A 24,789-nucleotide genomic window follows, 5' to 3' on the forward strand; every position below is an offset into this window, starting at 1 on the left:
TTATAACCATTGTGATAAAGTAATTGTAACTGTTGTTCCGTTTGTATCAGATTGAATATCTAAAACGAAAGCCGTGTCTTTGTAAACCGTATTCAGTAAAGATATTCTATTTTTGCTTAAAGCCAAGCCCAGGCCATCGTATGTTTGCGTGGTATCAAAACCGCTGCCGTTGTCTGTTATTTTAAGGACTAAATTCGAAACTTGCTTTTCAAAGCTAACGGCAATTTCACCATCTTTTCCCTTCTCGGCAATACCATGTTTAACTGCGTTTTCTACAAATGGTTGTAATAACATTGCTGGTATTTCGATATTCTCGGTGTCTAAATCTGCTGAAGCATTAATCTTATACCGAAACCCGAATCGCAACTGTTCCATTTGCAGGTAATCATCTAATAAGGTTTTTTCTTCAATTAAACTGATGAGTTCTTTGCTATCTAAAACATTTCTGGTAAGGCGGGCAAATTTGCTTAGATAACGATTGGCGTTATCAATCTCGTTTTTGTTCATTAAGTTTTGAATGCCAGCGAGTGCGTTAAACAGAAAATGAGGGTTGAGTTGTGAACGAACTGAATTGAGTTGGAGTTGAGCCGTTTGTTTTTGTTTAATTTCTTCATCAATTTTCTTTTTAGCTTTTCTTTTGCGATTGTTTAAAATTGCAACAAAAATGGCTCCACACAACCCGCCAATAATTATGCTGAATAAAAAAAAGTCTTTTTTAGTATAGCTTTCTTCATCTAATGTTATTGATAGCGTGTACCTTGAAGTATATTTTTCTACTTCTTTTGATGAAATATCGCAATCTAAACAATTAGTCCAATCAATTGATGGTTGAATAATAATTTCATAATCTCCAGACTTTTTAAAAACGTTTTTATCGATTTTTACATATGGATAAGGCTCATTATCTTTACTTTGATAGCCACCAAATTTCCACATCTTTGATTCGAAAACTATTTTATCCGTTAGCTTATCTTTTATCGATAAGGAGTACATATTATCAATATCTGATATGTCTTTAACAATATCTAATAAATCATCTTTTTCATCGAATTTAATATCCGTTTTTTCTTTAGGATTAGCTATATGACTATAATCAAACCCCTTATCTGTTTTAAATTGCTTAATAATATGGTTGATTTTTGATTTGAAAAAAGGTTTTCCGTAAAAAATCGTTTTATCAACATCTTGAGGTTTATCTATGCTATAACCTAATATTGTAATCATTTTGCCTTTTATAGGGAAAACGCCAAGTGATGTTGAGCTAAAAATTTCTTCGTCACCCCCTGCATGAGTGTCTTTTAGTTTCGTTTTATCAATTGATTTATTAACGGCTATGGGTGTATCATCTACTATAATTGAATACCGATATTGTTCGATATTTATATTTTTGCGAAAGTTAATTTGAATACTTAAGTTATTGACTTCGGGTAAATAATTAAATGAAGTATGAGGTTGATTAGGAAATCCTAAAGCATAGTAAACGTTTTTGGCTGAACTATCTACACACATAAGTAGCTTTCCTCCGGCTGCATAATTTTTATTGAAGTTGATGCCCTTTTGTGCATTAACTGTAAATAGTATGATAATTAAGCTGAGAAATGTTAAGATTATCTTTTTCATATATTAAATATTTTCATAAACCTCTGCTTAAAACTTGGCTTACAAAATGCCAAAATAGTAAATGAAACTATCAACTTAGTATTTGAATGGTTTGGAGCAGAATTTAGATTCCGTTGGCTAAAGCCGAACCGCAATAAATAGCGAGTGTTTTTAAAACAAATGATTAGTCTCACATAGATGAAACGATGTGTAGCATTCCATTACTTGCCGTTGGTTTCAACCAACGGAACACAAGATATACATTTGGGGCTTTAGCCAAAACCTGCACTTTGCACCTTTTATTTGCAGTAGTTTCCTAAGCTATCTAAACCCGATGGCAGCGGAAATACTTTTGCAAACCTTATAGGTTTAATAGCGCAATGTAAAATAAACCTATAAGGTTTAACAAAAAGATTGCAGCGAATCAGCGGGGCCGAACTTACCCCAAAAACCACTTCAGCATCTTTCCAAAATCTAATTAGTGAAATCTCCTCATCTGTAATTAGTCCGAAGGAAATACCTCAGTAAATATCGAAGATAATACCTTGCTTTATAGGCAAAAAACTTAAATTTGCGACAACAAAAATCAAAATATAATGAGTTTCAGAATAGAACACGATACCATGGGCGAGGTGCAAGTGCCTGCCGACAAATACTGGGGTGCACAAACCGAACGCTCACGCAATAACTTTAAAATCGGGCCTGAAGGTTCAATGCCTAAAGAAATTATTCACGCTTTTGGCTATTTGAAAAAAGCTGCAGCTTTAGCAAATACAGAGCTTGGGGTACTTTCTGCAGAGAAAGCCGAACTAATTGCAAAGGCTTGTGATGAAATTATTGCCGGTGATTTAGACGATCAATTTCCATTGGTAATTTGGCAAACTGGTTCTGGTACGCAGAGTAACATGAACGGAAACGAAGTGATTGCAAACCGTGCTCACGTAATTAATGGTGGTGCCTTGGCCGATGATAAAAAAGTGCTTCACCCTAATGATGATGTGAACAAATCGCAATCATCTAACGATACTTACCCAACTGCAATGCATATTGCGGCCTATAAATTAACGGTAGAAAATACCATTCCCGGTTTAGAGAAATTGCGCAATGCTTTGGCTACGAAAGTGGAAGAGTTTAGCAACATCGTTAAAACTGGCCGTACGCACTTTATGGATGCTACGCCTTTAACGTTAGGTCAAGAATTTTCGGGTTATGTTCAGCAAATCGATAACAGTATCAGAGCCATTAAAAATGCTTTGGTTATGGTTGCGGAATTGGCTTTGGGTGGAACGGCTGTAGGTACAGGATTGAATACGCCAAAAGGTTACGATGTTTTGGTGGCTCAAAAAATAGCTGAACTAACCGGTTTGCCTTTTGTTACGGCACCAAATAAATTCGAAGCTTTAGCTGCTCACGATGCAATGGTTGAACTTTCTGGCGCTTTAAAACGTACCGCTGTTGCTTTAATGAAAGTAGCTAATGATGTGCGTATGTTAAGTTCTGGTCCGCGTTGCGGCATCGGTGAAATTGTTATTCCTGATAACGAGCCGGGTTCTTCAATTATGCCAGGTAAAGTTAACCCAACCCAGCCTGAAGCGTTGACTATGGTTTGCGCTCAGGTGATTGGTAACGACGTGGCCGTTTCAGTTGGTGGCATGTCTGGTCATTTTGAATTGAATGTTTTCAAACCTTTAATCGCTGCAAACGTTTTACAATCTGCTCGTTTAATTGGCGATGCTTGCGTTTCGTTTACTGTTAAATGTGCAGAAGGAATTACAGCGAACCTACCAGAAATTGAGAAACATTTACAAAACTCATTGATGTTGGTTACTGCTTTAAACCCGCATGTAGGTTATGAGAACGCAGCTAAAATTGCAAAGAAAGCACATAAAGAAAATAAAACATTGAAAGCGGCAGCAGTTGAACTGGGCTTGTTAACCAACGAACAATTTGATGAGTGGGTTCGTCCGGAAGATATGGTTGGAAGTTTGAAATAACAAGCCCCACATAGCCTCCCCAGAGGGGAGGAACTTCTTTCTATAGTTTAGGTGATGGAAAGTAAAGCCCCTTTAGGGGTTTGGGGTTTTTAGAAAAGCAGGGCCATTCATTCTTCGGATTCGATAGCCCCGCTTTTTGCTACAAGTTTTTTAAACCTATGAGGTCTTAAAGACCTCATAGGTTTAATCAAAAGGTTTCCGCTTCAATCGCTTGCCCGCCGTAGGCAGGCGTTTATTTAATAAAATACAGCAATTAAAAACTCAGTTTGCATGGTGCAAATTGGAATTCAAAATATAAAAACATGGGTGAATCAATTTTGACCTCATTAATCGGCTTTGTTTCCATTATCTCGCCATTAATAATCTTCATTGCTTGTTGTTATTATATTTCGAAACAAGTAAAGGCCGATTCTATATTATTGCTTATCGGTTCGGGGTTATCGTTAGTGTTAACTGGATTTTACAGCCTTTTGATGCCTTACCTTATGCGATCAGGAAGTTTTTCGATGACCCAAACTACAAGTTACTATACCATCGGTGGGGTAATCAGTTTTTTCTCCGGGATGTGTTTTGCTGTCGGTTTGTTTATATTAATTAGCAACACGGTTAACGAGAAAAAAAGCTTTCCAAATCAATTCCCTCCGAATGAGTTTAAATAGTATGCTCACTAATATTATGTTTAATCCATTGGGAAAAATTAAAGGAGTTATTCAATTGAAGCATCTCTATTTTCTTCCTTTTGCCTTCTACCTTTTGAGTATTTTAAGCTCTTGTTCTCGTTTGCCAAACATTCAGGGCAAAGGCGAAGATTTTATGCAGGGTGTTTGGAATCAGGATTCTGTTGCCTACAGCAATAAATTGAGTAACTACACCAAACATCATTTTAAGTTTAGCTGCGATTCAGTTTACATCGATTTTGAAACCCATAGCAAAGTTAACTTTTACGAAGATTCCTGCTATAATAATGGCATTTGGAAAGAATACGCTAAGGGAGTTTATGCCGTTAAAGGCGATACGCTAATCGTTGGAGCAACCTTCACTCATGCCAATTACAAACAAAAAATATCGGGTTGTTATCGCATCGGCAGGTACGAAAGAAACTTCCTGATTAAAAGAAAATCTCCCGATAGCTTGATTCTGGAAAGTATGAGCGATCAGCGGGAAATCTTATTATCACTTAAAGAAAAAGTTACCTGCGTACAAAAAGAATTATAAAATGAAATTCAAATCAATTAAAAGAAAGTTAATTATTGCCGCAGCTGTTGGATTGTTGGCTTATTTACCTACGCAAGTTAATGCATGGGGAATGATTGGGCATAGAGTTGTAGGTGAAATTGCCGATAGTTATTTAAAGGCTAAAACCCGCAAAGCGATTCAAGCCATTTTAGGATCGGAGAGTTTGGCCATGTCGGCAAACTGGGGCGATTTTATTAAGTCGGATTCTACCTATAATTATTTATACAACTGGCATTTCGTAAACTTACCAGGCGGACAAACCAAAGAAGGAATTTTCGATTTCTTGGAAACGGAGAAATCTCCCAACCTGTACAACAAAATAATTGAATTAACTGCAGTTTTAAAAAAACCGGGCAGCACAGCTGATGAAAAAAAATTAGCATTGCGGATGTTGGTGCATATGGCCGGGGATTTATGTCAACCCATGCATGTTGCCCGTAAAGAGGATTTAGGCGGAAACCGCGTTTCTGTTTTGTGGTTTAACGAAAAATCGAACTTGCACCGCGTTTGGGATGAGCAGTTAATTGAGTATCAACAACTGAGTTATACCGAATATGCAAAAGCAATCAACCATCCTTCTGCAGTTCAATTGTACAACTGGCAAAATACCAGCTTGAAAGAAAATGTTTATGAATCTTACCTGGTTTGTAATAAAATTTACGAAACCACTAAGCCAGATTCCAAACTAAGTTACCGCTACAATTTTGATTGGGTAGAAACCTTAAATCAGCAGCTGCTAAAAGGTGGAGTTCGCCTGGCAAAAATGCTGAATGATATTTACGGATAAGAATTCCAATAAACAAAAAATGCGCTGAAGTTATCAGCGCATTTTTTGTTTATCGTGTTTTTGAACAAAGGATTGCTTTTACAAATCAGTTTTGATTTTCAATTCTTTTAATTGTTTATCGTCTATAGTGCTCGGACTGTCAATCATCACATCTCTTCCTGAATTGTTTTTAGGGAAAGCTATTACATCACGGATCGAATCCAAACCGGCAAAAATCGAAGTTAAACGATCGAAACCAAAGGCAATACCACCGTGTGGAGGTGCGCCAAATTCGAATGCATCCATCAAGAAACCAAATTGTTTTTGTGCTTCCTCTGCACTGAAACCTAAATGTTTAAACATTAAAGCCTGCAATGCTCTATCATGAATACGGATAGAACCACCACCAATTTCGGTTCCGTTGATGACCATATCGTAAGCGTTCGCACGAACGTTTTTCGGATCAGTATCTAACAAAGCAATATCTTCTGGCTTTGGCGAAGTAAATGGATGGTGCATGGCATGGTAACGTTCCGTTTCTTCATCCCATTCCAATAACGGGAAATCCAATACCCAAAGGGCAGAAAATGTGTTTTTGTCACGTAAGCCTAAACGATTACCCATTTCTAAACGAAGTTCGTTTAATTGTTTGCGTACTTTATCTGTCGAACCTGCTAAAATTAAAAGCAAATCGCCCTTTTCTGTCGCGAAAGCTTCGCTCCACTGTTTTAAATCTTCTTCGTTGAAGAATTTATCAACAGAAGATTTTATAGTTCCATCTTCATTGTGGCGGGCATAAATTAATCCTGTAGCACCAATTTGTGGGCGCTTGATAAAGTCAGTTAACTCGTCTAACTGTTTACGGGTGTAACTTGCAGCACCTTTAGCATTGATACCTACTACTAATTCAGCGTTATCAAAAACAGGAAAACCTTTACCTTTAACTAAGTCGTTCAGCTCTACAAACCGCATGTCGAAACGCGTATCTGGTTTATCAGATCCGTACAAACGCATCGCATCTGCGTATTGCATACGCGGTACTTCAGGTAAATCATAATTGCGAACTTCCTTAAATAAGGTACGAATCAACCCTTCGAAAGTGTTTAAAATATCTTCCTGTTCGATGAACGACATTTCGCAGTCAATCTGTGTAAATTCAGGCTGACGATCGGCTCTTAAATCTTCATCTCTGAAACATTTAACAATCTGAAAATATCTATCAAAACCAGAAACCATTAACAATTGCTTAAATGTTTGTGGCGATTGAGGCAGAGCATAAAACTCGCCTTCGTTCATGCGGCTTGGCACTACGAAATCTCTTGCTCCTTCTGGCGTAGATTTAATTAAAACAGGTGTTTCTACTTCAATAAAATCTAAACCATCTAAATAACGGCGAACAGATTGTGCCATTTTGTGGCGTAAAACCAGATTGTTACGGACTGGGTTACGACGTAAATCCAAATAACGGTATTTCATGCGCAGTTCATCACCACCATCAGTTTCATCATCAATCATGAATGGAGGCAATTTTGCAGCGTTTAAAATTTCTAAAGCAGAAACTTTAATTTCGACATCACCGGTTGACATTTTTGGGTTTTTGTTGCTGCGTTCTACAACTGTGCCGGTAGTTTTAATTACAAACTCGCGACCTAGCGAACGTGCTGCTTCGCAGAGTTCACGGTTATCATCCATGTTAAAAACCAGTTGTGTAATACCATAACGGTCGCGGATATCGATAAAAGTCATACCGCCCAAATCTCTCGATTTTTGTACCCAACCACACAGGGTAACACTTTCTCCTAAGTTATTGAGGGTAAGTGCACCACAAGTTACTGTTCTTAACATATATTGTAATCTAAATTAAGCGGCAAAAATACCGAATTTGTTTTAAAGTTTTTAAAAGAAGATGTACTTGATTTTTCGAACTGGTTAAATCATTCATAAATTACCGATACTGTTGAAAGCAATTGACATTGGCCTCTATGCAGGCAACTCATCTAGGAAGATTGTCACAAATATTACCAATGAAAAATCGGAGAATATTTTCGCAATGACGCCAAGTGGAATCAATTTAGTTCAAAAAATTCTCAACAAAACAAATCCAACTTATATGCCTGCCCAAATGCATTCATTTTAAATCTAGTCATTTTTATAACACACCCCGTCATTGCGAAAAACGTTCTTCATCGTTTTGTGGCAATCTCATTGCAGCTATTCACTGGGGGGGCAAAAGGATATAATTTAATACTTTTCTTCCAAAACTATCTCAACGGCAATCACCTTCCATTCGCCGCCTAAATTTCTCCATTGGTAAATTTCTTCCGTTTGTATGGTTTGCTTTTTTGAAAAAACCAATAAGTTAGGTTTAATAATTACCGACTTCCTGGCGATTTTCTCCGTAAAAATTTCATTTTCTACAGATGATTTAATGCGGTAATGGCTCGTTTCTATGCTTTTTGCTCGTCTGAAAAAACCTTGGATCTCAGCCTTATAATCACGAAGATTTAAAGTTTTATTATCCGATCCGGTAAATTGAAAAGAAGGATCAAATACTTGGAAATAAGTATCGCCATCTTTTAACTGCATTGCCTGATCTGCGTTTTTATGTAAGGCATCAATCGCTGAAATAGTTAAATCGGTTTCCATGGCATGAAGTTAAAGGTTTGCTTTCTGTTTTCAAACATAAGATGAAAGCATAAAAGACATTCCACAAAAAAGCCACCAATATGTTGGTGGCTTACTCATCTCAATTTAATTTTTCATCCGGCCTTGTTCGGCTTCCAAACCTGTACTTCGGTTACGGGCTGGTTTAATCTCGTTTTTACCAAATCGGTAGGTAAACGTTAAACTTACCGATTGTCTATCGTTCAGTCCGTAAAGAGTGTAATAAAGTCCAGGAAATGCACTTCTGATATTATTAATCTGCGTATTGAAGATATCGTTAGCAGCTAGCTTTAAACTTGCTTTTTTCGCTAAAAAGGATTTGCTTATCCCTGCATCAAAGCCGTAACGTGTTCTAATTTCCATCACACCAAAAGTAACCGGACTATCATAGCTGAAATTAAGTTCGGCTGATAAACCTGGCTGAATCTTAAAGCTGTGTTGCGATTTAAACTGGAAAGAAGTGCTCTTGTTATCCAGCGATTGGCCGGCAATATCTGGCGTTTTAAACCTGATGTGAAACGTATTTAAATTATTATTGCTACTCCACCATTTAGTGAAATTTACAGGAGCATTTAATACCAATGAATATGCGTTTTGAGTGGCAATATTTTGGTTGGTTTGGTACAGTGCCTGCTTTTCGTTATCCGGAAGAATTACCTCTGTAATCACATCGGTAGTTTTACTATAATTCAATGTGGCCGAATACTTTTTCTTAAGCAAATAAGTGAATTCAAAATTATTGGTGTACTGCGGATTCAAAAATGGGTTACCCTGGCTGTAAGTATATTGGTCTAAAAAGTAAACAAAAGGATTCAAAGCATCGTAGCTTGGTCGGTCAATTCTGCGACTGTAGGAAAGACTAATATCATTGTTCTTGTTCAATGTTTGGTTAATAAAAACACTTGGAAAAAAATCAAGATATTCGCGTTCTATAATCTTATTGGTCGTTATTGAATTGCCTTTCGAACTGGTTTGTTCTGCCCTCAACCCGAGTTGAATACTGGTTTTTTTGAATTGTTTATTAAAATTAACGTAAGCTGCATTTACATTTTCATCGTACACAAATTGGTTGCTAAGCAAAGCATTGTTTTGCCAATTGTTGTTCAAAAATTGTTCAGCAATTAAATTGTTATCGGTAGTTACCCAACTACTTTTTAAACCCGCTTCTAACTTCATCTGTTTTTTCAGTGGCAGTGCGTAATCAACCTTGAAAGCCTTAATATTAATAACCGAAGGCGTGATGTTTCTGGTAACCACCGTTGGCCTGATCAGGCTACCGTTATTAAAAAAGTAGTCGCTTACATAATCTGCATCATCATTTCCTTTATATCTTCCATAATCCAAATCAATGGTAATTTCCTGCCCTGCGGTATCAAGAACAGATTTGTAATTTAAATTGTAGGATAGGTTGTTGTACTTATTTCTAATCACATTATTGGCTAAAACCGAAGAATCCTGTTGGGTAAATGAACCGCCAATTCGGGTTGCATTAACGGAGTTTTCAATATTACTTCCTTCGTAACCCGTTACCAAAATGCCAAGCGTATTATTTTTATTGATAAAATAATCTGCGCCTACTTTAAAATTTTGTCCATGATTTTTTTTGCTAAAATCACTGCGTTGAGAGAAATAACGGTTGCTAGGCGAAACATTTGCAATCCTGTCTATTTCCATAAAAGTCTCTCGGTCTCTCTGGTAATAGTTATAGTTTCCAAACAGATTCAATGATTTCGTACGATGATTTAAGCTGCCACCTGCACTAGATCTAAATTTTTTCCCCCTTCCCAAAGCCCCCGTCAAACTTCCGTTTGTACCACCTCCTTTATTTTTTTTGGTTTTAATATTGATAATTCCGGAGTTACCGGCTGCATCATATTTAGCTGATGGATTCGTAATCAATTCGATAGTTTCTATTTCCGAACTTTGCATTCCTCTCAACAAATTAGCTACGTCGCCGCTACTCATATAAGTCTGTTTGCCATCTATTTGAATCAGTACGCCTTGTTTACCTTGCATCGAAATGTTGTCGTTCTGATCTACATTTACCCCAGGCGCTTTCTGTAGTAACTCCAATGCGGTAGAACCAGACGCGATAGAACTGCTGGCCACATTCATTACCGTTCTATCCATTTTGCGTTCTACTAATGGAACGTTTGCGGCAACGGTAACTTCTTTCAAATTTTGAGTGGTAGATACCAGTTGAATAGTACCAAAATCAATTTGTTGATCATCGCCCAGCGTTTCTACTTTACTTTTGTAAACTTTGTAACCCATATTACTGGCTTTGTAAAAGTAATTTCCTTTGCTTGAAACCGAGAAACCGAAACTGCCATTTTGATCTGTCAAGGCAGTTTTAACAATGCTCGAATCAGTTGCTTTGTAAAGTACAACAGTTACGAAGTCAGCGGGCTTTTTTGTTTCATCAACAATTTTTCCTGTAATATTAAATTTCGTATCGGTTTGTGCATTAACGGATAACGCTGAAAACGCGGCGAAAATAAGGAATGATATTTTGTAAAAAAGTTTCATTTTTATGGTATTAGTTTTTAAAAAATCAAGACAAAGAAATTCCATGCGACTGGTTAGACGCCTTTTTATTTTGCCTTATTATTTAAAGTTTAGCTGGGGAAACGAACGGTTTCCGTTGTTTAGTTATCAGTAAGACGATGGTTTTTAAGAAAGGTTACAGGAGGAAGAAAAAAAGTAAGAATGAAGTATTTTTATTGACCATTTAATTTTAGAAAGTCAAAGGCAGAATTAGGTGGCCAATGTAGCCCTGCCATCCACTACAATCTTTTAAATTGATTGTTCACTGTAAACGAAAGTGTAATTAATTTAAAAGGATTTTTGTTTCTGTCAGGCTTAATAGAACGAAGAGCAGTGCATAAAAAAACCGCAGACGAACAGAAAAATCTGCAAATCTGCGGCTTCAACTTTAAAAATGAGTTTTTATTTTACACCCAACACATCTACACCCTGTTCAAAAACAACATCAACAGGAATGTTTTTTCTGGTTAAGCGATCTAAATCTTTTTGCAATTCTGAGGAAATTACAGCTTTCTCCTTTTGCGCTTTTTCAACAGCAACTTTATCTCCATTACCTTGCAAAGTAATAATGAATGCGCTTAATTCATTCATTGCGGTGGCAAATTTTTCGTAGTTAACTTTATAGGTTCCTTTATCGGTACGCTCAAAAGCACCTTTTTCCTGAAAGTAATTGAAACATTGCATATTGGCTTTTCCATGTGCTTCAGATACGCCAAATCTTACTGATCTTAAAATTCCAGCCATAAAGGTGGTGTAGTAATCTTTAATATCGCCAGATAACTCACCTTTTTTTAGTAAACCTGTTACCATATATAAACCTAAAACATCGGCTTTGCCTTCTTCAAGCCAGCTATATTGTTCTTTCAGCACTTCACGAACAAAACCTTTTCCAGTAACCGTTTTTTTAATACCTAAACCATGAGCTACCTCGTGAAACATGACGTTGGCGAAAAAAGCATCAAACTTGATATATTTTTGCTGGTCAGCATCAATTAATTCTTTAGAAATAGGAACCAGGATCTTATCAAATTTAGCTTGCATGGCATTTTTCAATTGCGATCTGCGTGTGCCTTTTTCTTGCTGAATTTTTTCATCGTTGGGCAGATTTACAGCAATGGTTTTCGAACCAGCATTACAATCTCCTGCATAATAAACCACATCGTAGGCGTTCAATTCTGAGTCTGTTCCCGGCGTTTCCGTTTTATATTTGGCTACAACCGGTAAGTTTTTTTGCAGTTCAGGAAGCATTTTTACATACTTAGCTAAGCGCTTGCTCCATTCTTTGTCTTTAATTAAAACGTAAGCTTCATAACTGGTGCGGGCATTAAAAAGTTTATCCTCGTAATTTTCAATAGGGCCGATAATGATGTCAAGGCCATTCGTTTTCATATCCAACCAGGCATAATCGCTGGCGGTGAAATTGTCAGTAACTAAAGCATCTGCTCGTAAATTCAAATACTTTTTTAAGCCTGCATCTTCGGCAATTAAAGCAGCTTGTTTTAAAAGAGAACTTGCCTTTTGCAATTCGGCAGCAAATAAAACATGATAAGGAACAGTGGTCAGTTTACCTGCAGTATCTTTTTGGATCACCGAATAGGCACCATACTTATCTTTCAAGTCAGATTTCTCAATTTCTTCTTTCGTGATCCCGTAAGGATAAAAAGAAGCACCTTCTGGCTTGGCGCCAACACCAGCAACAAAAGGTTTTTCATTGTTCAACCTATCCCACGGACCATAATTTATATTTACAAATTCCCTGGTTTTTTCGTCCTTAATTGTGGCCATCAAACTGTCGCGTTCCGGATAGGCTTGCTTCCAGTACAAGTCGTCCATAATTTCTGCCGCCTGAATAAGCAAAGGCAAAATTTTTCGATCGTTAACGCTTAAATCGTTAATGTTACTGGTTAGCTTAACGCGTTCGTAAATTGGAAGTCTTTGCGCTACATATTCATTTAAGCTATCTCTTTCTACCACGGTACCATTATCGGTATTGCTTTTGGTGTCACCAGTGCAACCCGACAGGAACAATGTTCCAGTAATTGCAAGCGAAAAGTATATGGTAGATTTGTATAATTTGTTCATATTTAATAGATATGGGTGCTAAATTAGTAAAATTTAAAAGCATTGTATAAAGTTTGATGCATTGGAGATAGTTTCGCATAACTTTGTAACTTCAACAATCAACAAATCAAAACATGTCATCATTTAATTTCCCTAAATATTCGCCAGTTTTAGTTACGGCACTTATAGTTTTCCTTTCTTCGTGTGGATCTAATAAATATGCAGCAACTGAAAAAGTTTATAAAACGAAAGCCAAAGATTTCTCGAAAATTATCAGCAGCACGCCACCTGCAGGGCAGCTTTACGATTCTTTAAGTGCAGCAAATCAAACCTGGGTTGGCTCTGTAAACTTTGGCATACGCAAACCCAACTTCGTAGTTATCCACCATACGGCTCAAGATAGTTTAAACCAAACCATCAAAACCTTCCACTCTACCAGGGCTGGAACAAGCGCTCACTATGTAATCAGTAGAGATGGAAAAGTTGTGCACATGGTTAATAATTATCTTCGTGCAAACCATGCAGGCGTAAGTAAATGGGGTAAGGATACGGATTTGAATTCTTCATCAATCGGTATTGAATTAGATAATAACGGTATTGGCGATGTTTGGCAAGATGCACAAATTAACAGCTTGATTAAATTGCTTGCAACCTTGAAGAAAACCTATAATATTCCAACAGCGAACTTCATCGGCCATGCCGATATTGCACCTGGCCGTAAAAATGACCCAAGAAATTTTCCATGGAAAAAGCTAGCGGATAAGGGATTTGGCTTTTGGTATGATGATGTACTGAAGAATCCACCGGCAGATTTCGATACCGAAAAAGCGCTAAAATACATTGGTTACAATACGGCAAACTTACCCGCTGCAATCGAAGCCTTTAAAATCCATTTCATACAAACGGATATCACTAAAACTTTAACACCAGTTGATATTTTGGTGTTGTACAATGTTTATACAAAGTATTAAGACATTAGCAAAAATACAAGTTGTTCGTGTCGGCAGCTTTATTTCATTTAAACTTTGCAAAGGAACTGAATAGCGTTTTATTTCTGCGTTTCTGTTGAAATTTTCGATTGCAATAAGCATAAAAAAACACGGATGAATCTGTGTTCATCCGTGTTTATGTGTAGTTAAAAAAAGCGTTGATTAATTGGGCTTCTTAAAAGTATCCTTTAGTGTCACCGTTCTATTAAAAACCAATTGATCAGCAGTTGAATCTTTATCCAGACAGAAATATCCTTTACGAATAAACTGATAACGGCTATCTAAATCGGCATCAGCAAGGGCTGGTTCGATATAAGCATTCGGCAACACCGTTAAACTTTCCGGGTTTAAATAATCCTTAAAATCACCTTCTTCAGCATCTGGTGTTTCGGAGGTGAACAAACGGTCGTACAAACGAATTTCTGCTGTTTTTGCATGTTGTGCGCTCACCCAATGGATGGTTCCTTTTACGTTAATTCCGCTGGTATCATTTCCACTTTTCGATTCAGGAATATAAGTACAATGGATTTCTGTAACGTTTCCATTTTCATCTTTCACAAAATCTTCGCACTTCACAATGTAAGCGAACTTTAAACGAACCATTGCCCCAGGTGCCAAACGGAACCATTTCTTCGCCGGAACTTCCATAAAATCTTCACGCTCAATCCAAAGTTCATTGCTAAACGGAATCACACGTGTACCGCCGTGATCTTCAGCCTCCGGATTGTTCTCGCCGATTAAATCTTCAGTACCTTTTTCATAATTGGTAATGATTAACTTAATAGGATCTAAAACAGCCATCACTCGGTTCGCCGTTTTATTTAAATCCTCACGGATACAAAACTCCAACAAGCTCAGTTCAATTAAATTCTCACGTTTCGCAATACCAATACGTTCGCAAAATTCACGCACACTTTTTGGCGTAAAGCCTCTTCTGCGTAAACCGGAAATGGTAGGCATGCGTGGGTCGTCCCATCCGCTAACTAAATTCTCATTAACCAGTTGCAGCAGTTTGCGTTTACTCATTACTGTTGAAGTAAGGTTTAAACGGGCAAATTCATATTGCTTAGATGGGAATATTTCTAATTGTTCTATAAACCAATCGTATAGTTCACGGTGAGAAACATACTCTAAAGTACAAATGGAATGGGTGATATTTTCTATACTGTCGCTTTGTCCATGCGCAAAATCATACATAGGATAAATGCACCATTTGTTGCCCGTGCGGTGATGTTCTGCATGTTTAATACGGTAAACAATTGGGTCACGCATTAACATATTCGGACTAGCCATATCGATTTTCGCCCGCAAGGTGTAAGCACCATCCGGAAATTCGCCGCTTTTCATTCTTCCGAAGATATCAAGATTTTCGGCTATGCTTCTGTTGCGATAAGGGCTATCTTGTCCAGGTTCTGTAGGTGTGCCTTTCAAAGCTGCAATCTCATCTGCCGTACTTTCATCAACATAAGCTAAACCTTTTTCAATAAGCCTAACTGCAAATGCGTATAGTTGATCAAAATAATCTGAAGCGTATAATTCGTTTTTCCAATTAAAACCCAGCCATTTAATATCTTCCTGCTGACTATTTACATATTCCGTTTTTTCCGTAACCGGATTGGTATCATCAAAACGAAGGTTGGTGTAACCGCCGTATTTTTGTGTTAGTCCGAAGTTTAAGCATATCGCTTTGGCATGGCCAATGTGTAAGTAACCATTCGGCTCAGGCGGAAAACGCGTAACCAATGTTTTATACTTGCCACTATTCAAGTCGTTCTCAACAATTTCTTCAATAAAGTTCAATGACTTCTCTTCACTCATAAAAACCTGTAAATTAGGAATGCAAATGTAAAAAGATTGAGCGTAATTAGGTAATGATTAAAAAATAGATTAGGGGAATTGGAGAATATGGAATTATATTGAGCAGTAGCTTGGGGAATAATTAATTGGAAATGGGTTGGCCGCTTGTTTCTGTTTCTTATTTGATTCGAATAAGGTTAGGGAATAGGGAATTGGAAATAGGGTGGGTGCTCGTTTCTATTTCTTATTTGATTGGATTGAGGTTGAAATTGTTAGCCTTATGCCTCTCACCTACTTCCCATTTCCCATTATCTATTTCCTAATCCCTATTTCCTCAAATCCATTTCCCTAAACCCTATTTCCGTAAAAGAAAATTCAATACATTTACCTCAACTTAATATTCATTATGAGCAAAGTATTAAACCGACCGATACGCGTCTTAGTTGCCAAAGTAGGCCTTGATGGTCATGACAGAGGGGCTAAAGTGATCGCTACTTCACTTCGTGATGCAGGTATGGAAGTGATTTATACCGGCCTGCGCCAGACACCAGAGATGGTGGTAAATACGGCTTTGCAGGAAGATGTTGATGCCATTGGAATTTCAATATTATCTGGGGCTCACATGACGGTTTTTCCAAAAATTATTCATTTTATGAAGGAAAAACAGCTTGATGATGTATTATTAACTGGAGGAGGAATTATCCCGGAAGGTGATCGGAAAAAACTTGCTGAGTTAGGTGTTGGAGAATTATTTCCTCCTGGAACAACTATGGCAAGCATTGTAGAGTATATTAAAAATTGGGTTATAGAAAATAGAAATTTTTAAGTTATGGCATATCAGAATCTAATATCAGAAATAAAAGAAAACATCCTATACGTTACCATCAACAGGGAAAAGGCTTTAAATGCATTGAATAAAGATACTTTGGATGAATTAGCCGAGGTGATAAAATTTGCGGGAGAAACTGATGAGGTAAGAGGGGTAATCTTAACTGGCTCTGGCGAAAAAGCTTTCGTTGCCGGAGCAGATATTAAAGAGTTTTCAGATTATAGCGGTAAACAAGGTGAGGAGTTGGCACGAAAAGGTCAGCAAAATGTTTTTAATGCGATTGAAAATTCTTCAAAACCGTTTATCGCAGCCATTAATGGTTTTGCTTTAGGCGGCGGATTGGAACTGGCAATGGCTTGCCATATGCGTGTTGCAGCTGATACAGCCAAACTAGGCTTACCAGAAGTTACTTTAGGATTGATTCCTGGTTACGGGGGCACGCAGCGTTTAACGCAATTGGTTGGTAAAGGCAAAGCTATTGAATTAATTACCTCAGCCAACCTAATCAACGCTGTTGATGCGGAAAAAATTGGGCTTGTTAATTATGCTGTGCCTTTGTCTGATCTCATTAGCAAATCGACTGAGATTTTGAACCTGATAAAACAACGTGCGCCACTGGCCATTGCTGCGGCAATTAAATCAGTAAATGCATCCATTACCAGTAGTAATGGTTACGATGTTGAAATTGAGGAGTTTGGAAAATGTTTTGAAACTTCTGATTTTAAAGAAGGCGTATCAGCTTTTATAGAAAAGCGGAAAGCTAATTTTATCGGAAAGTAGTTAAATTGTATGATTAATTCGATAGCGAACTAAAATAAGTGTAGAAAATATTTCCCAAATCAATTTATTTTGAGTAATTATGTACTACTATTCTACGCTCCCTAAATAGATTCTTTCTTCCGATTATAGAGCTTTAGATAGTGTAAAACGGATGATGCTCATGAAAAAAAAGATTCTGATTGTTGATGATGAAGTAAACATTGGTTTATTATTATCTAAGTTTCTTACAAGGAATGGTTTTGAGGTGGCAAACGCCATTACCGGTGCTTCCGCGTTGGATATAATGACGAATGAAGCGTTTGATTTGGTTTTATGCGATTACCGCCTGGATGACACCGATGGTAGAGAAATTTTAATTAAAATAAAAGAGAATTATCCCACAACTGGTGTAATTATCATTACCGGTTACTCAGATATCAAATTAGCGGTCGAGCTGATTAAATTAGGTGCCTACGATTATATTACAAAACCACTATATCCTGATGAGATTTTAAATACCATTAATAAAGCTCTTGAGACACAAAGAGCCCTCAACGAAAACAAAGCTAGACCGGGAAAGAAACATGAAACAGAATCTGATTATGTAAATTATACCGAGTACATTGATGGTCAAAGCGAGGTTTCGGCCACTTTGCTTAAACAAATTCAGTTAATAGCGCCAACTTCTTATAGCATTATTTTAACCGGTAAAAGCGGTACAGGGAAAGAGTGTGTAGCCAAAACTATCCATTTAAATAGTTTGAGAAGAGATAAGCCCTTTGTAGCGATGGATTGCGGTTCGTTAACTAAAGAACTTGCCGGAAGTGAATTTTTTGGCCATGAGAAAGGCTCATTTACCGGTGCACTCTACACTAAAATTGGGCACTTTGAACAGGCAAATGGAGGTACGTTATTTTTAGATGAGATAGGTAACTTATCTTACGAAATTCAAGCCACCTTGCTGAGAACAGTACAGGAAAGAAAAGTTAAACGTATTGGCAGTACTAAAGAAATTGATTTAGATGTCCGCATTATTGTGGCTACAAACGAAAATTTGGTCGATAATATTGGTAAGGGAACATTTAGAGAGGATTTATTCCATCGCTTTAATGAATTTTCTATCCATCTCCCTTCCTTAAAAAAACGAGGAAATGATATCTTAATCTTTGCCGATAAGTTTTTAGCAGTGGCAAATCAAGAACTCAATAAAAACATCAAGGGTTTTAGTGAAGGCGTTAAAAATTGTTTCCTCAATTACAGCTGGCCAGGAAATGTAAGGGAACTGAAAAATGTAATCCGCAGGGTTTCATTGTTAACCGATGGAAATGAAATTCAGGTTGACGTATTGCCATTAGAGCTTTCAAACTACGCCAAGGATTTCGATCGCGAACAGGTTTTGAAACAAATAAAATCAAAGCATAGCGATAAGCCTAAAGACTTGAAAAATGCTGCGCAAGAAGCAGAGTATGACACGATTCTTGGCGTGTTAAAAGAAACAAATTTCAATAAAACAAAAGCAGCCCAAATCTTAAACATCGATAGAAAAACACTATACAATAAAATCAAGGCGATAAAGATTGAAGATCAGGAATAATCTTTATAGGCTAAAACAAAACCTAACTTTTTGCTATTAAGAGAATACCAAACATCACTTTATGTCGGTATTTTCATTTAAGCAACGCAATAACATCAACCTCGTTATTATTATAGCGCTCGGGCTTTTAATTGCGTATTCTTTACAAGCAATTTTTAGTGCAATTCTCAGTACTTTGGTGCTATACACCATCATGCGGCCAGCTTATATTCACCTCGCTGAAGTGAAACGATGGAATAAAAGGTTAGTAGCTATTTTTCTAATCGTGATCAGTATTTTGCTGATTGTGCTACCATTTTATACATTAAGCAGCATGGTAATCAGTAAAATATCTGAGCTTAAAAACAACGAAATATTTTTCAAAAATATATTGGTTAAACTTCAGCATTTAGTTCCTTTTAATATCAATCAAGATGTGATTCAAGATGGATTAAATCGGCTGGGTAACTGGGCAACAGAGTTATTTCCTTCCTTAATTTCTAGTGCTGTAAATATTATACTAAGCCTTTTGGTGATGTACTTTTTACTATACTTCATGCTCATCGAGCGCAAAACCTTTGAACGTTCTTTAATTAAATACGCACCTCTTAGAGAACAGAATGCACTTCGCTTTGGCGATGAAATGAGAAATACAACTTATGCAAACGTATTGGGGCAGGGTTTAATTTGCCTGGTACAGGGTTCACTGGTGAGCTTATCGTTTTACATTTTAGGTTATAAAGACCCGGTATTCTGGGGGGTAATTACCACTTTTATATCTTTCGTTCCTATTCTGGGGCCGCCTGTGGTTTTTGTGCCAGCGGCTATCCTGCAAATTGCGAACGGAAATAACTTTGCCGGGTGGGCGATGCTAATTTTCGGCTTTGTTGTTATCATTAACATCGATAATGTACTTCGATTCATCATTGCAAAAAAAGTTGGCAACATTCACCCCATAATCACAGTAATTGGCGTAATTATTGGTATCCCATTATTTGGAATTTTAGGACTCGTTTTTGGTCCGCTATTATTATCTTATTTTATTTTGCTTGTTAAGATTTACGAAACCAGTACGCTCGCATCAGAAAGATTGGAAAGAATTAAAACAAATAATGAGCTTAATGAGTTATAATTTATAGCTTAACAATAATGTAATATAGTATTTCTTATATTGTGAATGTTAAACCCTTAAAATAATTAATTATGAATGATAACTCAAAAGTAGTAGTTGCTCTTTTAGCAGGATTAGCTGCTGGTGCCGCTTTAGGTATCTTATTTGCACCAGATAAAGGTGACGAAACCCGTGACAAATTAAGCCAATCGTTAAAAGATCTTGGAGATTCTATTAAAGATAAGGCTGCGGATGAGATTAATAACTTATCAAGTTTAAAGGATAAAGTTGTTAGTTCAATTAAAACGAAATTAAGAAGCGTTGAAGACGAGTACAGTGACGACGTTGAACACGCATAAAAATAATAACTAATTGGGCGCTTCGGGCGCCCATTTAAATTCCATCTAAAACTATGCAAGAAAATAAAGAAAAAAGTATTGAAGACCTTGTTGAAGACGCCAAAGGCTTTTTGGAAGCAAGAGTTGAATATACAAGACTTTACCTTGTAGAAAAGGTATCAAAAATATTTGCCGATTTAGTTACCAATACTGCTGTAATTGTATGTTTTATATTGGCATTTTTATTTGGTAGTGTAACTCTGGCTCTTTTCTTATCAGATGTTTTGGGAAGCTATACACGAGGATTTGGTTGTGTATCGGGGATATACCTTTTGTTGGCGGTTATTGTTTATTTAACTAAAGACAAATACATTGAAAAAGCTATTATTAACGTAGCCATTACAAAATATTTCGACAAACTTGCAGATAAGGAGGAAGAAGATGAGAAAGTATAACATCAGAACTTTAGCAGATTTGCAAGCAGCAAAGTTGGAGTTAAAAGTGGAGTATACACTTAAACAAAATATGCTCAAAACCGATGGCAAAATCTTTTTAAAACAGTTTACATTCGGTGCACTCATTAAGAAGTTTGCAACACCAAGCAATTTTTTTAAGGCTGATGAAAAATTGAACATCAGTGGCACAGCAATGTCGCTCCTGCTGCCAATGTTTATGAACAAAACCATTTTCCGAAGTGCTGGCTTTTTAACTAAAGCCGCTGTAGGTTTGGTATCTGGAAAAGTAGGAAAATCATTAGATGCTGAGCACTTATCAGCGATCTTTAACTCTGTTAAAGGTTGGTTTGGAAAAAAGAAGGAACAGAAATCAAAGAAATTCATAGATTATGGCATACCGCCAGATAGTGAAACTTATTAATATTGAGCCTCATATTGAAAATATGAGGCTTTATTTTTTTAAAAAATTCATACTTTTAGGTGTAGCGTAATGATGCTATCAACCGTTACCAATGAAACAAAACTGATGAAAAAATTACTACTCTTGCTCGCCATCTGCTTAACACTTTCTTGCAAAAAGGATTTGGATAAGAAACTTTCCAGTAAAAATTGGCGTGTTGAATCGGTTACGGTAAGCCCTGCCATGACATCTGGAAACAAAACCAGCACAGACTATTTGGAGCTTATGGGGCCTCAAAGTTGTGCTGCCACTACTACACTAACATTTTCTGACAAAGGCATATTTACATCAGGTTCAAATGGTGCGTTATGCGATTTATTTTACGATCCGAATAGTAAACCAGTAACGTGGACCAGGGAAGGCGAGCAAATTACTATTTCCTCTTCACCACAATCGCCATTCACATTAAAGGGCAATAAATTAACCCGAACTACAACTACCACATCAGCCGCTGGCACCGTTTATACTTTTGATTATGTCTACAAAGCCCAATAATTTAAAGGTTTTAATGGTATGCTTGGGGAATATTTGCCGATCTCCTTTGGCTGAGGGCATTATGAAACACCTTGCAAAGCAACAAGGTTTAAATTGGGAAATTGCATCGGCAGGAACTGGCGATTGGCATATTGGAAAAGCGCCAGATAAAAGAAGTGTGGCTGCTGCTAAAGTTTTGGGTTATGATATAAGCCAGCAAAGGGCGCAACAGTTTAACCACAATATGTTTAGCCAATATGATTTGATCTTGGTTATGGATCGCAATAATTTAACTGATGTAAAGCGTTTAGCCCGAACAGATGATGAGCGGCAAAAGGTTAAACTTTTCTTAGCAGAGGATGAGGTAACAGATCCGTATTGGGATAACGACCTTTTCGGCCCGGTTTGTAATCAAGTTGAAGAAAGATGTAAAGAAATTATCAAACAACTTTCTTAATTTTACAACTGAAACGAACCTAACCAAACCCATTTCTATGAAGAAGATTATTCCTTTTTTTGTATTAGTTGCCTTAATATTTCTAACTCAAAGTTTCGCCATCGATAAAAAGACAGCAAGGGTTTTAGTTTTCTCAAAAACAAAAGGCTTTAGGCACAACTCCATAAGTGATGGGAAAACTGCAATTGCAAAACTTGGCAATCAGCACCATTTTTTAGTTGATACCACCGAAAATGCAGCACAGTTTACTGAAAATAATCTTAAAAAATACGCGGCTGTAATTTTCTTAAATACCACTGGCGATGTTTTGGATGATCAGCAACAGGTAGCATTTGAGCATTATATTCAGGCTGGCGGCGGCTATGTAGGAATCCATGCTGCAACAGATACAGAATACGATTGGCCTTGGTATGGCAAGTTGGCTGGAGCTTACTTTATTAGTCACCCGGCGGTTCAGGAAGCTAGGTTTATCGTTAAAGACCGTAAACATCCAGCAACCCGTTTTCTTCAGGATTCAGTTTGGATGCACAAGGACGAACTGTACAACTTTAAAGACATCAATCCGGATATCAAGGTATTGTTAACCATTGATGAAAATTCATATAATGGCGGTAAAAACGGAAAGTTTCATCCATTTAGTTGGTACCATGAATACGATGGAGGTAAATCTTTTTATACTTCGATGGGGCATACCAAAGAAACCTGGACAGATGATATGTTTTTAAAACATCTATACGGTGGAATTTTATATGCCATGGGTAGAAAACCCTAATAGATTAATAAATACAGCCACACATTCGAAATTGATTAAACTTATATTACGAATCTGCGGCTTGATTATTTTTTGATAGTAAAACCTTAATAAAACAACTGCGATAATACATTTGTTGCTGATGGTGCTGCAGGTTTTAGTGCAGTAAATTTGGATAACTGTGCTACCGTCAAAATCGTTCCTAAATTAGATTTTAAGCCAGAAACCAGCTTGCCAATTTTTGTTTGCGCTGCAGTAGGGTTGGTTTTTTGCGTAGCTAAAACTGTTGCTTTCTGCACTAAAAAATCTTTAACAATTGAGGTAACTGTTGGCTTTTGTGCAGGCGTTAAGCTTAACGCTGGAGTAAGTTTTCCTAATATCCCAGATGTTAAACTGTTTACATCCAAACCAGAAGCCGCGGCAGCCGAACCAACTTTACTCAATATACTTTGTGCATTGGATGCAACATTCAGGCTCAACATCAGCGTAGCCAAAATCAGTAATTTCTTCATTTATAATATTATGTTTAGTGTAAAGCGAAGATATACTTTTTACACCTTCAAAGAATATTATTATTGGGTCGGGCATCTTTTTCGTTAACTAGATAGATGTATTTGAGCATACAAAAAGCGGCTACTGCTCCAAAGCTATGCCATAGAAAATGAGTGCCGATTTGCAATATTTCCCATTTATCGGCTATCCGAAATGTAAGTGCAAAAATAAATGCCAATAAAGCAAAACCCACCCATTTTCCGTTTCTCCAGCCTGTCTTTAACAAATAGCCGAAAACTGGAAACAATACTAAGGCAGCCATAAAGGCATAATTAATATTGATAAAAATCTGGAAATCGCCATCAGCAAATAATTTCCGTACATAAAACTGGAAAAAAGCATATAGCAATATGATAAGTACAGCGAAATACCATTTAGTTAGTTTGGCTAAAAAATATACGCCAGCAGAAAGGCAGAGCAGCATTATCGGCATCCAATCCATCATGATAAAAATTGGCCACCGCCTAAAAGAATGATAAGTGGTGCCTCCAATTCCTCCGATGTAAAGCAAAACTAAAGCAAGACTAAGAAAAGTATTTTGTTTGAATTTACCCCAAACTTTGAAAGTCCAAAATATAGCGATGCATAAAAAGAAACAGCTTGTAAGAGCATTAAGTGGTTCGGGAAATAAGTTGTTCAAATTGGTTTCCGTATAGATGGTGCCGCCATCAGGGGGATTTTGAAAAATAGCCATCATCGTCTTTTAGTTTGATATGCAATTTGCAGTTATAAAAACAAATACTTCTATGTTTTGTGATTAGTGCTTCAGTAAAAAAAATGAGACTAAGCCTTAATCATTTGGAACTTCAGGACAGTTTTAATGCTGTTTTTTGAAAAATGACAAACTTTTTTCTTTTGACTCATGTTGAAATAGTAACATCAAATCAATAAGAACATGAAAACTACAACAGCAACCGCAGAGGTATTGAACGACCTCATTGAAATTAATAACGACCGTATTGAAGGCTATGAAAAAGCCCGTACAGAACTGAAAGATAGCGATGCAGATTTAAAATCATTATTTTTAAGTATGATTGAGGAAAGCCAGAAATATAAAATGGCTTTGGCAACAGAAGTAGCTGCATTTGGTGAAGACATTGAAACAGGAACAACTAATTCTGGAAAAATTTATAGAGCGTGGATGGATGTTAAAGCCTTATTTACAGGTCACGATCGCCAAACAGTGTTAAACAACTGTGAGTTTGGAGAAGATGCCGCTCAAAATGCGTATAAAATGGCCTTGGAAGAAGAAGACCTTCCGGCAAATATCAGAGAATTGATTTCGGATCAAAAAGCAGCTTTAAGAGTTTCACATGATGAGATCAAAAGATTACGCGATTCTCAAGCGTAAGTTAGCTTTAGTCAAATGAGAAAAAC

General features: G+C 37.0%; 24 protein-coding genes. 16 read left to right on the forward strand and 8 right to left on the reverse strand.

The features are described from left to right. Complete coding sequence (locus ACZZZK_RS15120) at positions 1-1,620, reverse strand: sensor histidine kinase (RefSeq protein WP_463484868.1); 1,620 nt, start codon at positions 1,618-1,620, stop codon at positions 1-3. A gap of 575 nt (positions 1,621-2,195) precedes the next feature. On the opposite strand from ACZZZK_RS15120, the gene fumC reads away from it, so the two are divergent. The 4 genes from fumC to ACZZZK_RS15140 all read left to right on the forward strand — a co-directional run bounded on the left by fumC (position 2,196) and on the right by ACZZZK_RS15140 (position 5,616). Next, the gene (gene fumC, locus ACZZZK_RS15125; RefSeq protein ID WP_265798624.1) at positions 2,196-3,593 is read left to right on the forward strand and encodes a class II fumarate hydratase; all 1,398 of its coding nucleotides are present in this window, start codon (positions 2,196-2,198) and stop codon (positions 3,591-3,593) included. 302 nt (positions 3,594-3,895) lie between these two features. Next, on the forward strand, positions 3,896-4,252 hold the full coding sequence (locus tag ACZZZK_RS15130) for a hypothetical protein (protein WP_463484869.1): 357 nt from the start codon (positions 3,896-3,898) through the stop codon (positions 4,250-4,252). Then, entirely contained in the window at positions 4,239-4,808 is a 570-nt protein-coding gene (locus ACZZZK_RS15135) for a fumarate hydratase (RefSeq protein WP_463484870.1), read from the forward strand. Before ACZZZK_RS15130 ends, ACZZZK_RS15135 begins: the two co-directional genes overlap by 14 nt. 1 nt (position 4,809) lies before the next feature. Beyond that, on the forward strand, positions 4,810-5,616 hold the full coding sequence (locus ACZZZK_RS15140; protein WP_463484871.1) for a S1/P1 nuclease: 807 nt from the start codon (positions 4,810-4,812) through the stop codon (positions 5,614-5,616). 78 nt (positions 5,617-5,694) lie between these two features. Here ACZZZK_RS15140 and aspS read toward each other — a convergent pair whose 3' ends face one another. The 4 genes from aspS to ACZZZK_RS15160 form a co-directional block, all read right to left on the reverse strand. Then, positions 5,695-7,440, reverse strand: coding sequence for an aspartate--tRNA ligase (aspS, locus tag ACZZZK_RS15145; protein WP_463484872.1), 1,746 nt, complete (start codon positions 7,438-7,440; stop codon positions 5,695-5,697). 396 nt (positions 7,441-7,836) lie between these two features. Then, positions 7,837-8,241: a hypothetical protein gene (locus tag ACZZZK_RS15150; RefSeq protein WP_463484873.1), complete on the reverse strand. Its 405-nt coding sequence runs from the start codon at positions 8,239-8,241 to the stop codon at positions 7,837-7,839. A gap of 105 nt (positions 8,242-8,346) precedes the next feature. Continuing rightward, positions 8,347-10,788, reverse strand: coding sequence for a TonB-dependent receptor (locus tag ACZZZK_RS15155; protein ID WP_463484874.1), 2,442 nt, complete (start codon positions 10,786-10,788; stop codon positions 8,347-8,349). 420 nt (positions 10,789-11,208) lie between these two features. Then, positions 11,209-12,888: a dipeptidyl-peptidase 3 family protein gene (locus ACZZZK_RS15160; RefSeq protein WP_463484875.1), complete on the reverse strand. Its 1,680-nt coding sequence runs from the start codon at positions 12,886-12,888 to the stop codon at positions 11,209-11,211. Between the two features lie 113 nt (positions 12,889-13,001). On the opposite strand from ACZZZK_RS15160, the gene ACZZZK_RS15165 reads away from it, so the two are divergent. Next, positions 13,002-13,838 carry an N-acetylmuramoyl-L-alanine amidase gene (locus tag ACZZZK_RS15165; protein WP_463484876.1) on the forward strand — a complete coding sequence of 279 codons (837 nt, stop codon included), beginning with the start codon at positions 13,002-13,004 and terminating at the stop codon, positions 13,836-13,838. Between the two features lie 180 nt (positions 13,839-14,018). Here the strand turns inward: ACZZZK_RS15165 and ACZZZK_RS15170 are convergent, their stop codons facing one another. After that, on the reverse strand, positions 14,019-15,674 hold the full coding sequence (locus tag ACZZZK_RS15170) for a glutamine--tRNA ligase/YqeY domain fusion protein (protein ID WP_463484877.1): 1,656 nt from the start codon (positions 15,672-15,674) through the stop codon (positions 14,019-14,021). Positions 15,675-16,059: 385 nt separating this feature from the next. Here ACZZZK_RS15170 and ACZZZK_RS15175 point away from each other — a divergent pair, with 385 nt between their 5' ends. The 10 genes from ACZZZK_RS15175 to ACZZZK_RS15220 all read left to right on the forward strand — a co-directional run bounded on the left by ACZZZK_RS15175 (position 16,060) and on the right by ACZZZK_RS15220 (position 22,881). Then, a complete protein-coding gene (locus ACZZZK_RS15175; RefSeq protein WP_463484878.1) occupies positions 16,060-16,479 on the forward strand; it encodes a cobalamin B12-binding domain-containing protein in 420 nt (139 codons plus the stop codon). A 3-nt stretch (positions 16,480-16,482) separates the two neighbouring features. Continuing rightward, entirely contained in the window at positions 16,483-17,262 is a 780-nt protein-coding gene (locus ACZZZK_RS15180; protein WP_463484879.1) for an enoyl-CoA hydratase/isomerase family protein, read from the forward strand. A 160-nt stretch (positions 17,263-17,422) separates the two neighbouring features. Further along, positions 17,423-18,835 carry a sigma-54-dependent transcriptional regulator gene (locus ACZZZK_RS15185; RefSeq protein WP_463484880.1) on the forward strand — a complete coding sequence of 471 codons (1,413 nt, stop codon included), beginning with the start codon at positions 17,423-17,425 and terminating at the stop codon, positions 18,833-18,835. A 61-nt stretch (positions 18,836-18,896) separates the two neighbouring features. Next, positions 18,897-19,946, forward strand: coding sequence for an AI-2E family transporter (locus ACZZZK_RS15190; protein WP_463484881.1), 1,050 nt, complete (start codon positions 18,897-18,899; stop codon positions 19,944-19,946). A 71-nt stretch (positions 19,947-20,017) separates the two neighbouring features. Then, on the forward strand, positions 20,018-20,284 hold the full coding sequence (locus tag ACZZZK_RS15195; protein WP_056848231.1) for a YtxH domain-containing protein: 267 nt from the start codon (positions 20,018-20,020) through the stop codon (positions 20,282-20,284). Between the two features lie 53 nt (positions 20,285-20,337). Further along, positions 20,338-20,718, forward strand: coding sequence for a phage holin family protein (locus ACZZZK_RS15200; protein ID WP_056848232.1), 381 nt, complete (start codon positions 20,338-20,340; stop codon positions 20,716-20,718). Beyond that, a complete protein-coding gene (locus ACZZZK_RS15205; protein ID WP_463484882.1) occupies positions 20,705-21,139 on the forward strand; it encodes a hypothetical protein in 435 nt (144 codons plus the stop codon). Before ACZZZK_RS15200 ends, ACZZZK_RS15205 begins: the two co-directional genes overlap by 14 nt. A gap of 105 nt (positions 21,140-21,244) precedes the next feature. After that, positions 21,245-21,673 carry a hypothetical protein gene (locus ACZZZK_RS15210; protein WP_463484883.1) on the forward strand — a complete coding sequence of 143 codons (429 nt, stop codon included), beginning with the start codon at positions 21,245-21,247 and terminating at the stop codon, positions 21,671-21,673. Positions 21,674-21,686: 13 nt separating this feature from the next. After that, positions 21,687-22,109, forward strand: coding sequence for a low molecular weight protein-tyrosine-phosphatase (locus ACZZZK_RS15215; RefSeq protein ID WP_463486296.1), 423 nt, complete (start codon positions 21,687-21,689; stop codon positions 22,107-22,109). A 37-nt stretch (positions 22,110-22,146) separates the two neighbouring features. Beyond that, positions 22,147-22,881, forward strand: coding sequence for a ThuA domain-containing protein (locus ACZZZK_RS15220; protein ID WP_463484884.1), 735 nt, complete (start codon positions 22,147-22,149; stop codon positions 22,879-22,881). 86 nt (positions 22,882-22,967) lie between these two features. Here ACZZZK_RS15220 and ACZZZK_RS15225 read toward each other — a convergent pair whose 3' ends face one another. Both ACZZZK_RS15225 and ACZZZK_RS15230 read right to left on the reverse strand, forming a co-directional pair. Next, on the reverse strand, positions 22,968-23,372 hold the full coding sequence (locus tag ACZZZK_RS15225) for a hypothetical protein (protein WP_463484885.1): 405 nt from the start codon (positions 23,370-23,372) through the stop codon (positions 22,968-22,970). 47 nt (positions 23,373-23,419) lie between these two features. Then, on the reverse strand, positions 23,420-24,109 hold the full coding sequence (locus ACZZZK_RS15230) for a hypothetical protein (RefSeq protein ID WP_463484886.1): 690 nt from the start codon (positions 24,107-24,109) through the stop codon (positions 23,420-23,422). 198 nt (positions 24,110-24,307) lie between these two features. On the opposite strand from ACZZZK_RS15230, the gene ACZZZK_RS15235 reads away from it, so the two are divergent. Then, positions 24,308-24,763 carry a PA2169 family four-helix-bundle protein gene (locus ACZZZK_RS15235; protein ID WP_056848236.1) on the forward strand — a complete coding sequence of 152 codons (456 nt, stop codon included), beginning with the start codon at positions 24,308-24,310 and terminating at the stop codon, positions 24,761-24,763. Positions 24,764-24,789 lie beyond the last annotated feature (26 nt).

This window comes from Pedobacter sp. AC163, from assembly GCF_979258665.1.

Bases quoted from the DNA above. Each gene is read 5' to 3' on its own strand.
- ACZZZK_RS15120 (WP_463484868.1), bottom strand. From the start codon at position 1,620: ATGAAAAAGATAATCTTAACATTTCTCAGCTTAATTATCATACTATTT.
- fumC (WP_265798624.1), top strand. From the start codon at position 2,196: ATGAGTTTCAGAATAGAACACGATACCATGGGCGAGGTGCAAGTGCCT.
- ACZZZK_RS15130 (WP_463484869.1), top strand. From the start codon at position 3,896: ATGGGTGAATCAATTTTGACCTCATTAATCGGCTTTGTTTCCATTATC.
- ACZZZK_RS15135 (WP_463484870.1), top strand. From the start codon at position 4,239: ATGAGTTTAAATAGTATGCTCACTAATATTATGTTTAATCCATTGGGA.
- ACZZZK_RS15140 (WP_463484871.1), top strand. From the start codon at position 4,810: ATGAAATTCAAATCAATTAAAAGAAAGTTAATTATTGCCGCAGCTGTT.
- aspS (WP_463484872.1), bottom strand. From the start codon at position 7,440: ATGTTAAGAACAGTAACTTGTGGTGCACTTACCCTCAATAACTTAGGA.
- ACZZZK_RS15150 (WP_463484873.1), bottom strand. From the start codon at position 8,241: ATGGAAACCGATTTAACTATTTCAGCGATTGATGCCTTACATAAAAAC.
- ACZZZK_RS15155 (WP_463484874.1), bottom strand. From the start codon at position 10,788: ATGAAACTTTTTTACAAAATATCATTCCTTATTTTCGCCGCGTTTTCA.
- ACZZZK_RS15160 (WP_463484875.1), bottom strand. From the start codon at position 12,888: ATGAACAAATTATACAAATCTACCATATACTTTTCGCTTGCAATTACT.
- ACZZZK_RS15165 (WP_463484876.1), top strand. From the start codon at position 13,002: ATGTCATCATTTAATTTCCCTAAATATTCGCCAGTTTTAGTTACGGCA.
- ACZZZK_RS15170 (WP_463484877.1), bottom strand. From the start codon at position 15,674: ATGAGTGAAGAGAAGTCATTGAACTTTATTGAAGAAATTGTTGAGAAC.
- ACZZZK_RS15175 (WP_463484878.1), top strand. From the start codon at position 16,060: ATGAGCAAAGTATTAAACCGACCGATACGCGTCTTAGTTGCCAAAGTA.
- ACZZZK_RS15180 (WP_463484879.1), top strand. From the start codon at position 16,483: ATGGCATATCAGAATCTAATATCAGAAATAAAAGAAAACATCCTATAC.
- ACZZZK_RS15185 (WP_463484880.1), top strand. From the start codon at position 17,423: ATGAAAAAAAAGATTCTGATTGTTGATGATGAAGTAAACATTGGTTTA.
- ACZZZK_RS15190 (WP_463484881.1), top strand. From the start codon at position 18,897: ATGTCGGTATTTTCATTTAAGCAACGCAATAACATCAACCTCGTTATT.
- ACZZZK_RS15195 (WP_056848231.1), top strand. From the start codon at position 20,018: ATGAATGATAACTCAAAAGTAGTAGTTGCTCTTTTAGCAGGATTAGCT.
- ACZZZK_RS15200 (WP_056848232.1), top strand. From the start codon at position 20,338: ATGCAAGAAAATAAAGAAAAAAGTATTGAAGACCTTGTTGAAGACGCC.
- ACZZZK_RS15205 (WP_463484882.1), top strand. From the start codon at position 20,705: ATGAGAAAGTATAACATCAGAACTTTAGCAGATTTGCAAGCAGCAAAG.
- ACZZZK_RS15210 (WP_463484883.1), top strand. From the start codon at position 21,245: ATGAAAAAATTACTACTCTTGCTCGCCATCTGCTTAACACTTTCTTGC.
- ACZZZK_RS15215 (WP_463486296.1), top strand. From the start codon at position 21,687: ATGGTATGCTTGGGGAATATTTGCCGATCTCCTTTGGCTGAGGGCATT.
- ACZZZK_RS15220 (WP_463484884.1), top strand. From the start codon at position 22,147: ATGAAGAAGATTATTCCTTTTTTTGTATTAGTTGCCTTAATATTTCTA.
- ACZZZK_RS15225 (WP_463484885.1), bottom strand. From the start codon at position 23,372: ATGAAGAAATTACTGATTTTGGCTACGCTGATGTTGAGCCTGAATGTT.
- ACZZZK_RS15230 (WP_463484886.1), bottom strand. From the start codon at position 24,109: ATGATGGCTATTTTTCAAAATCCCCCTGATGGCGGCACCATCTATACG.
- ACZZZK_RS15235 (WP_056848236.1), top strand. From the start codon at position 24,308: ATGAAAACTACAACAGCAACCGCAGAGGTATTGAACGACCTCATTGAA.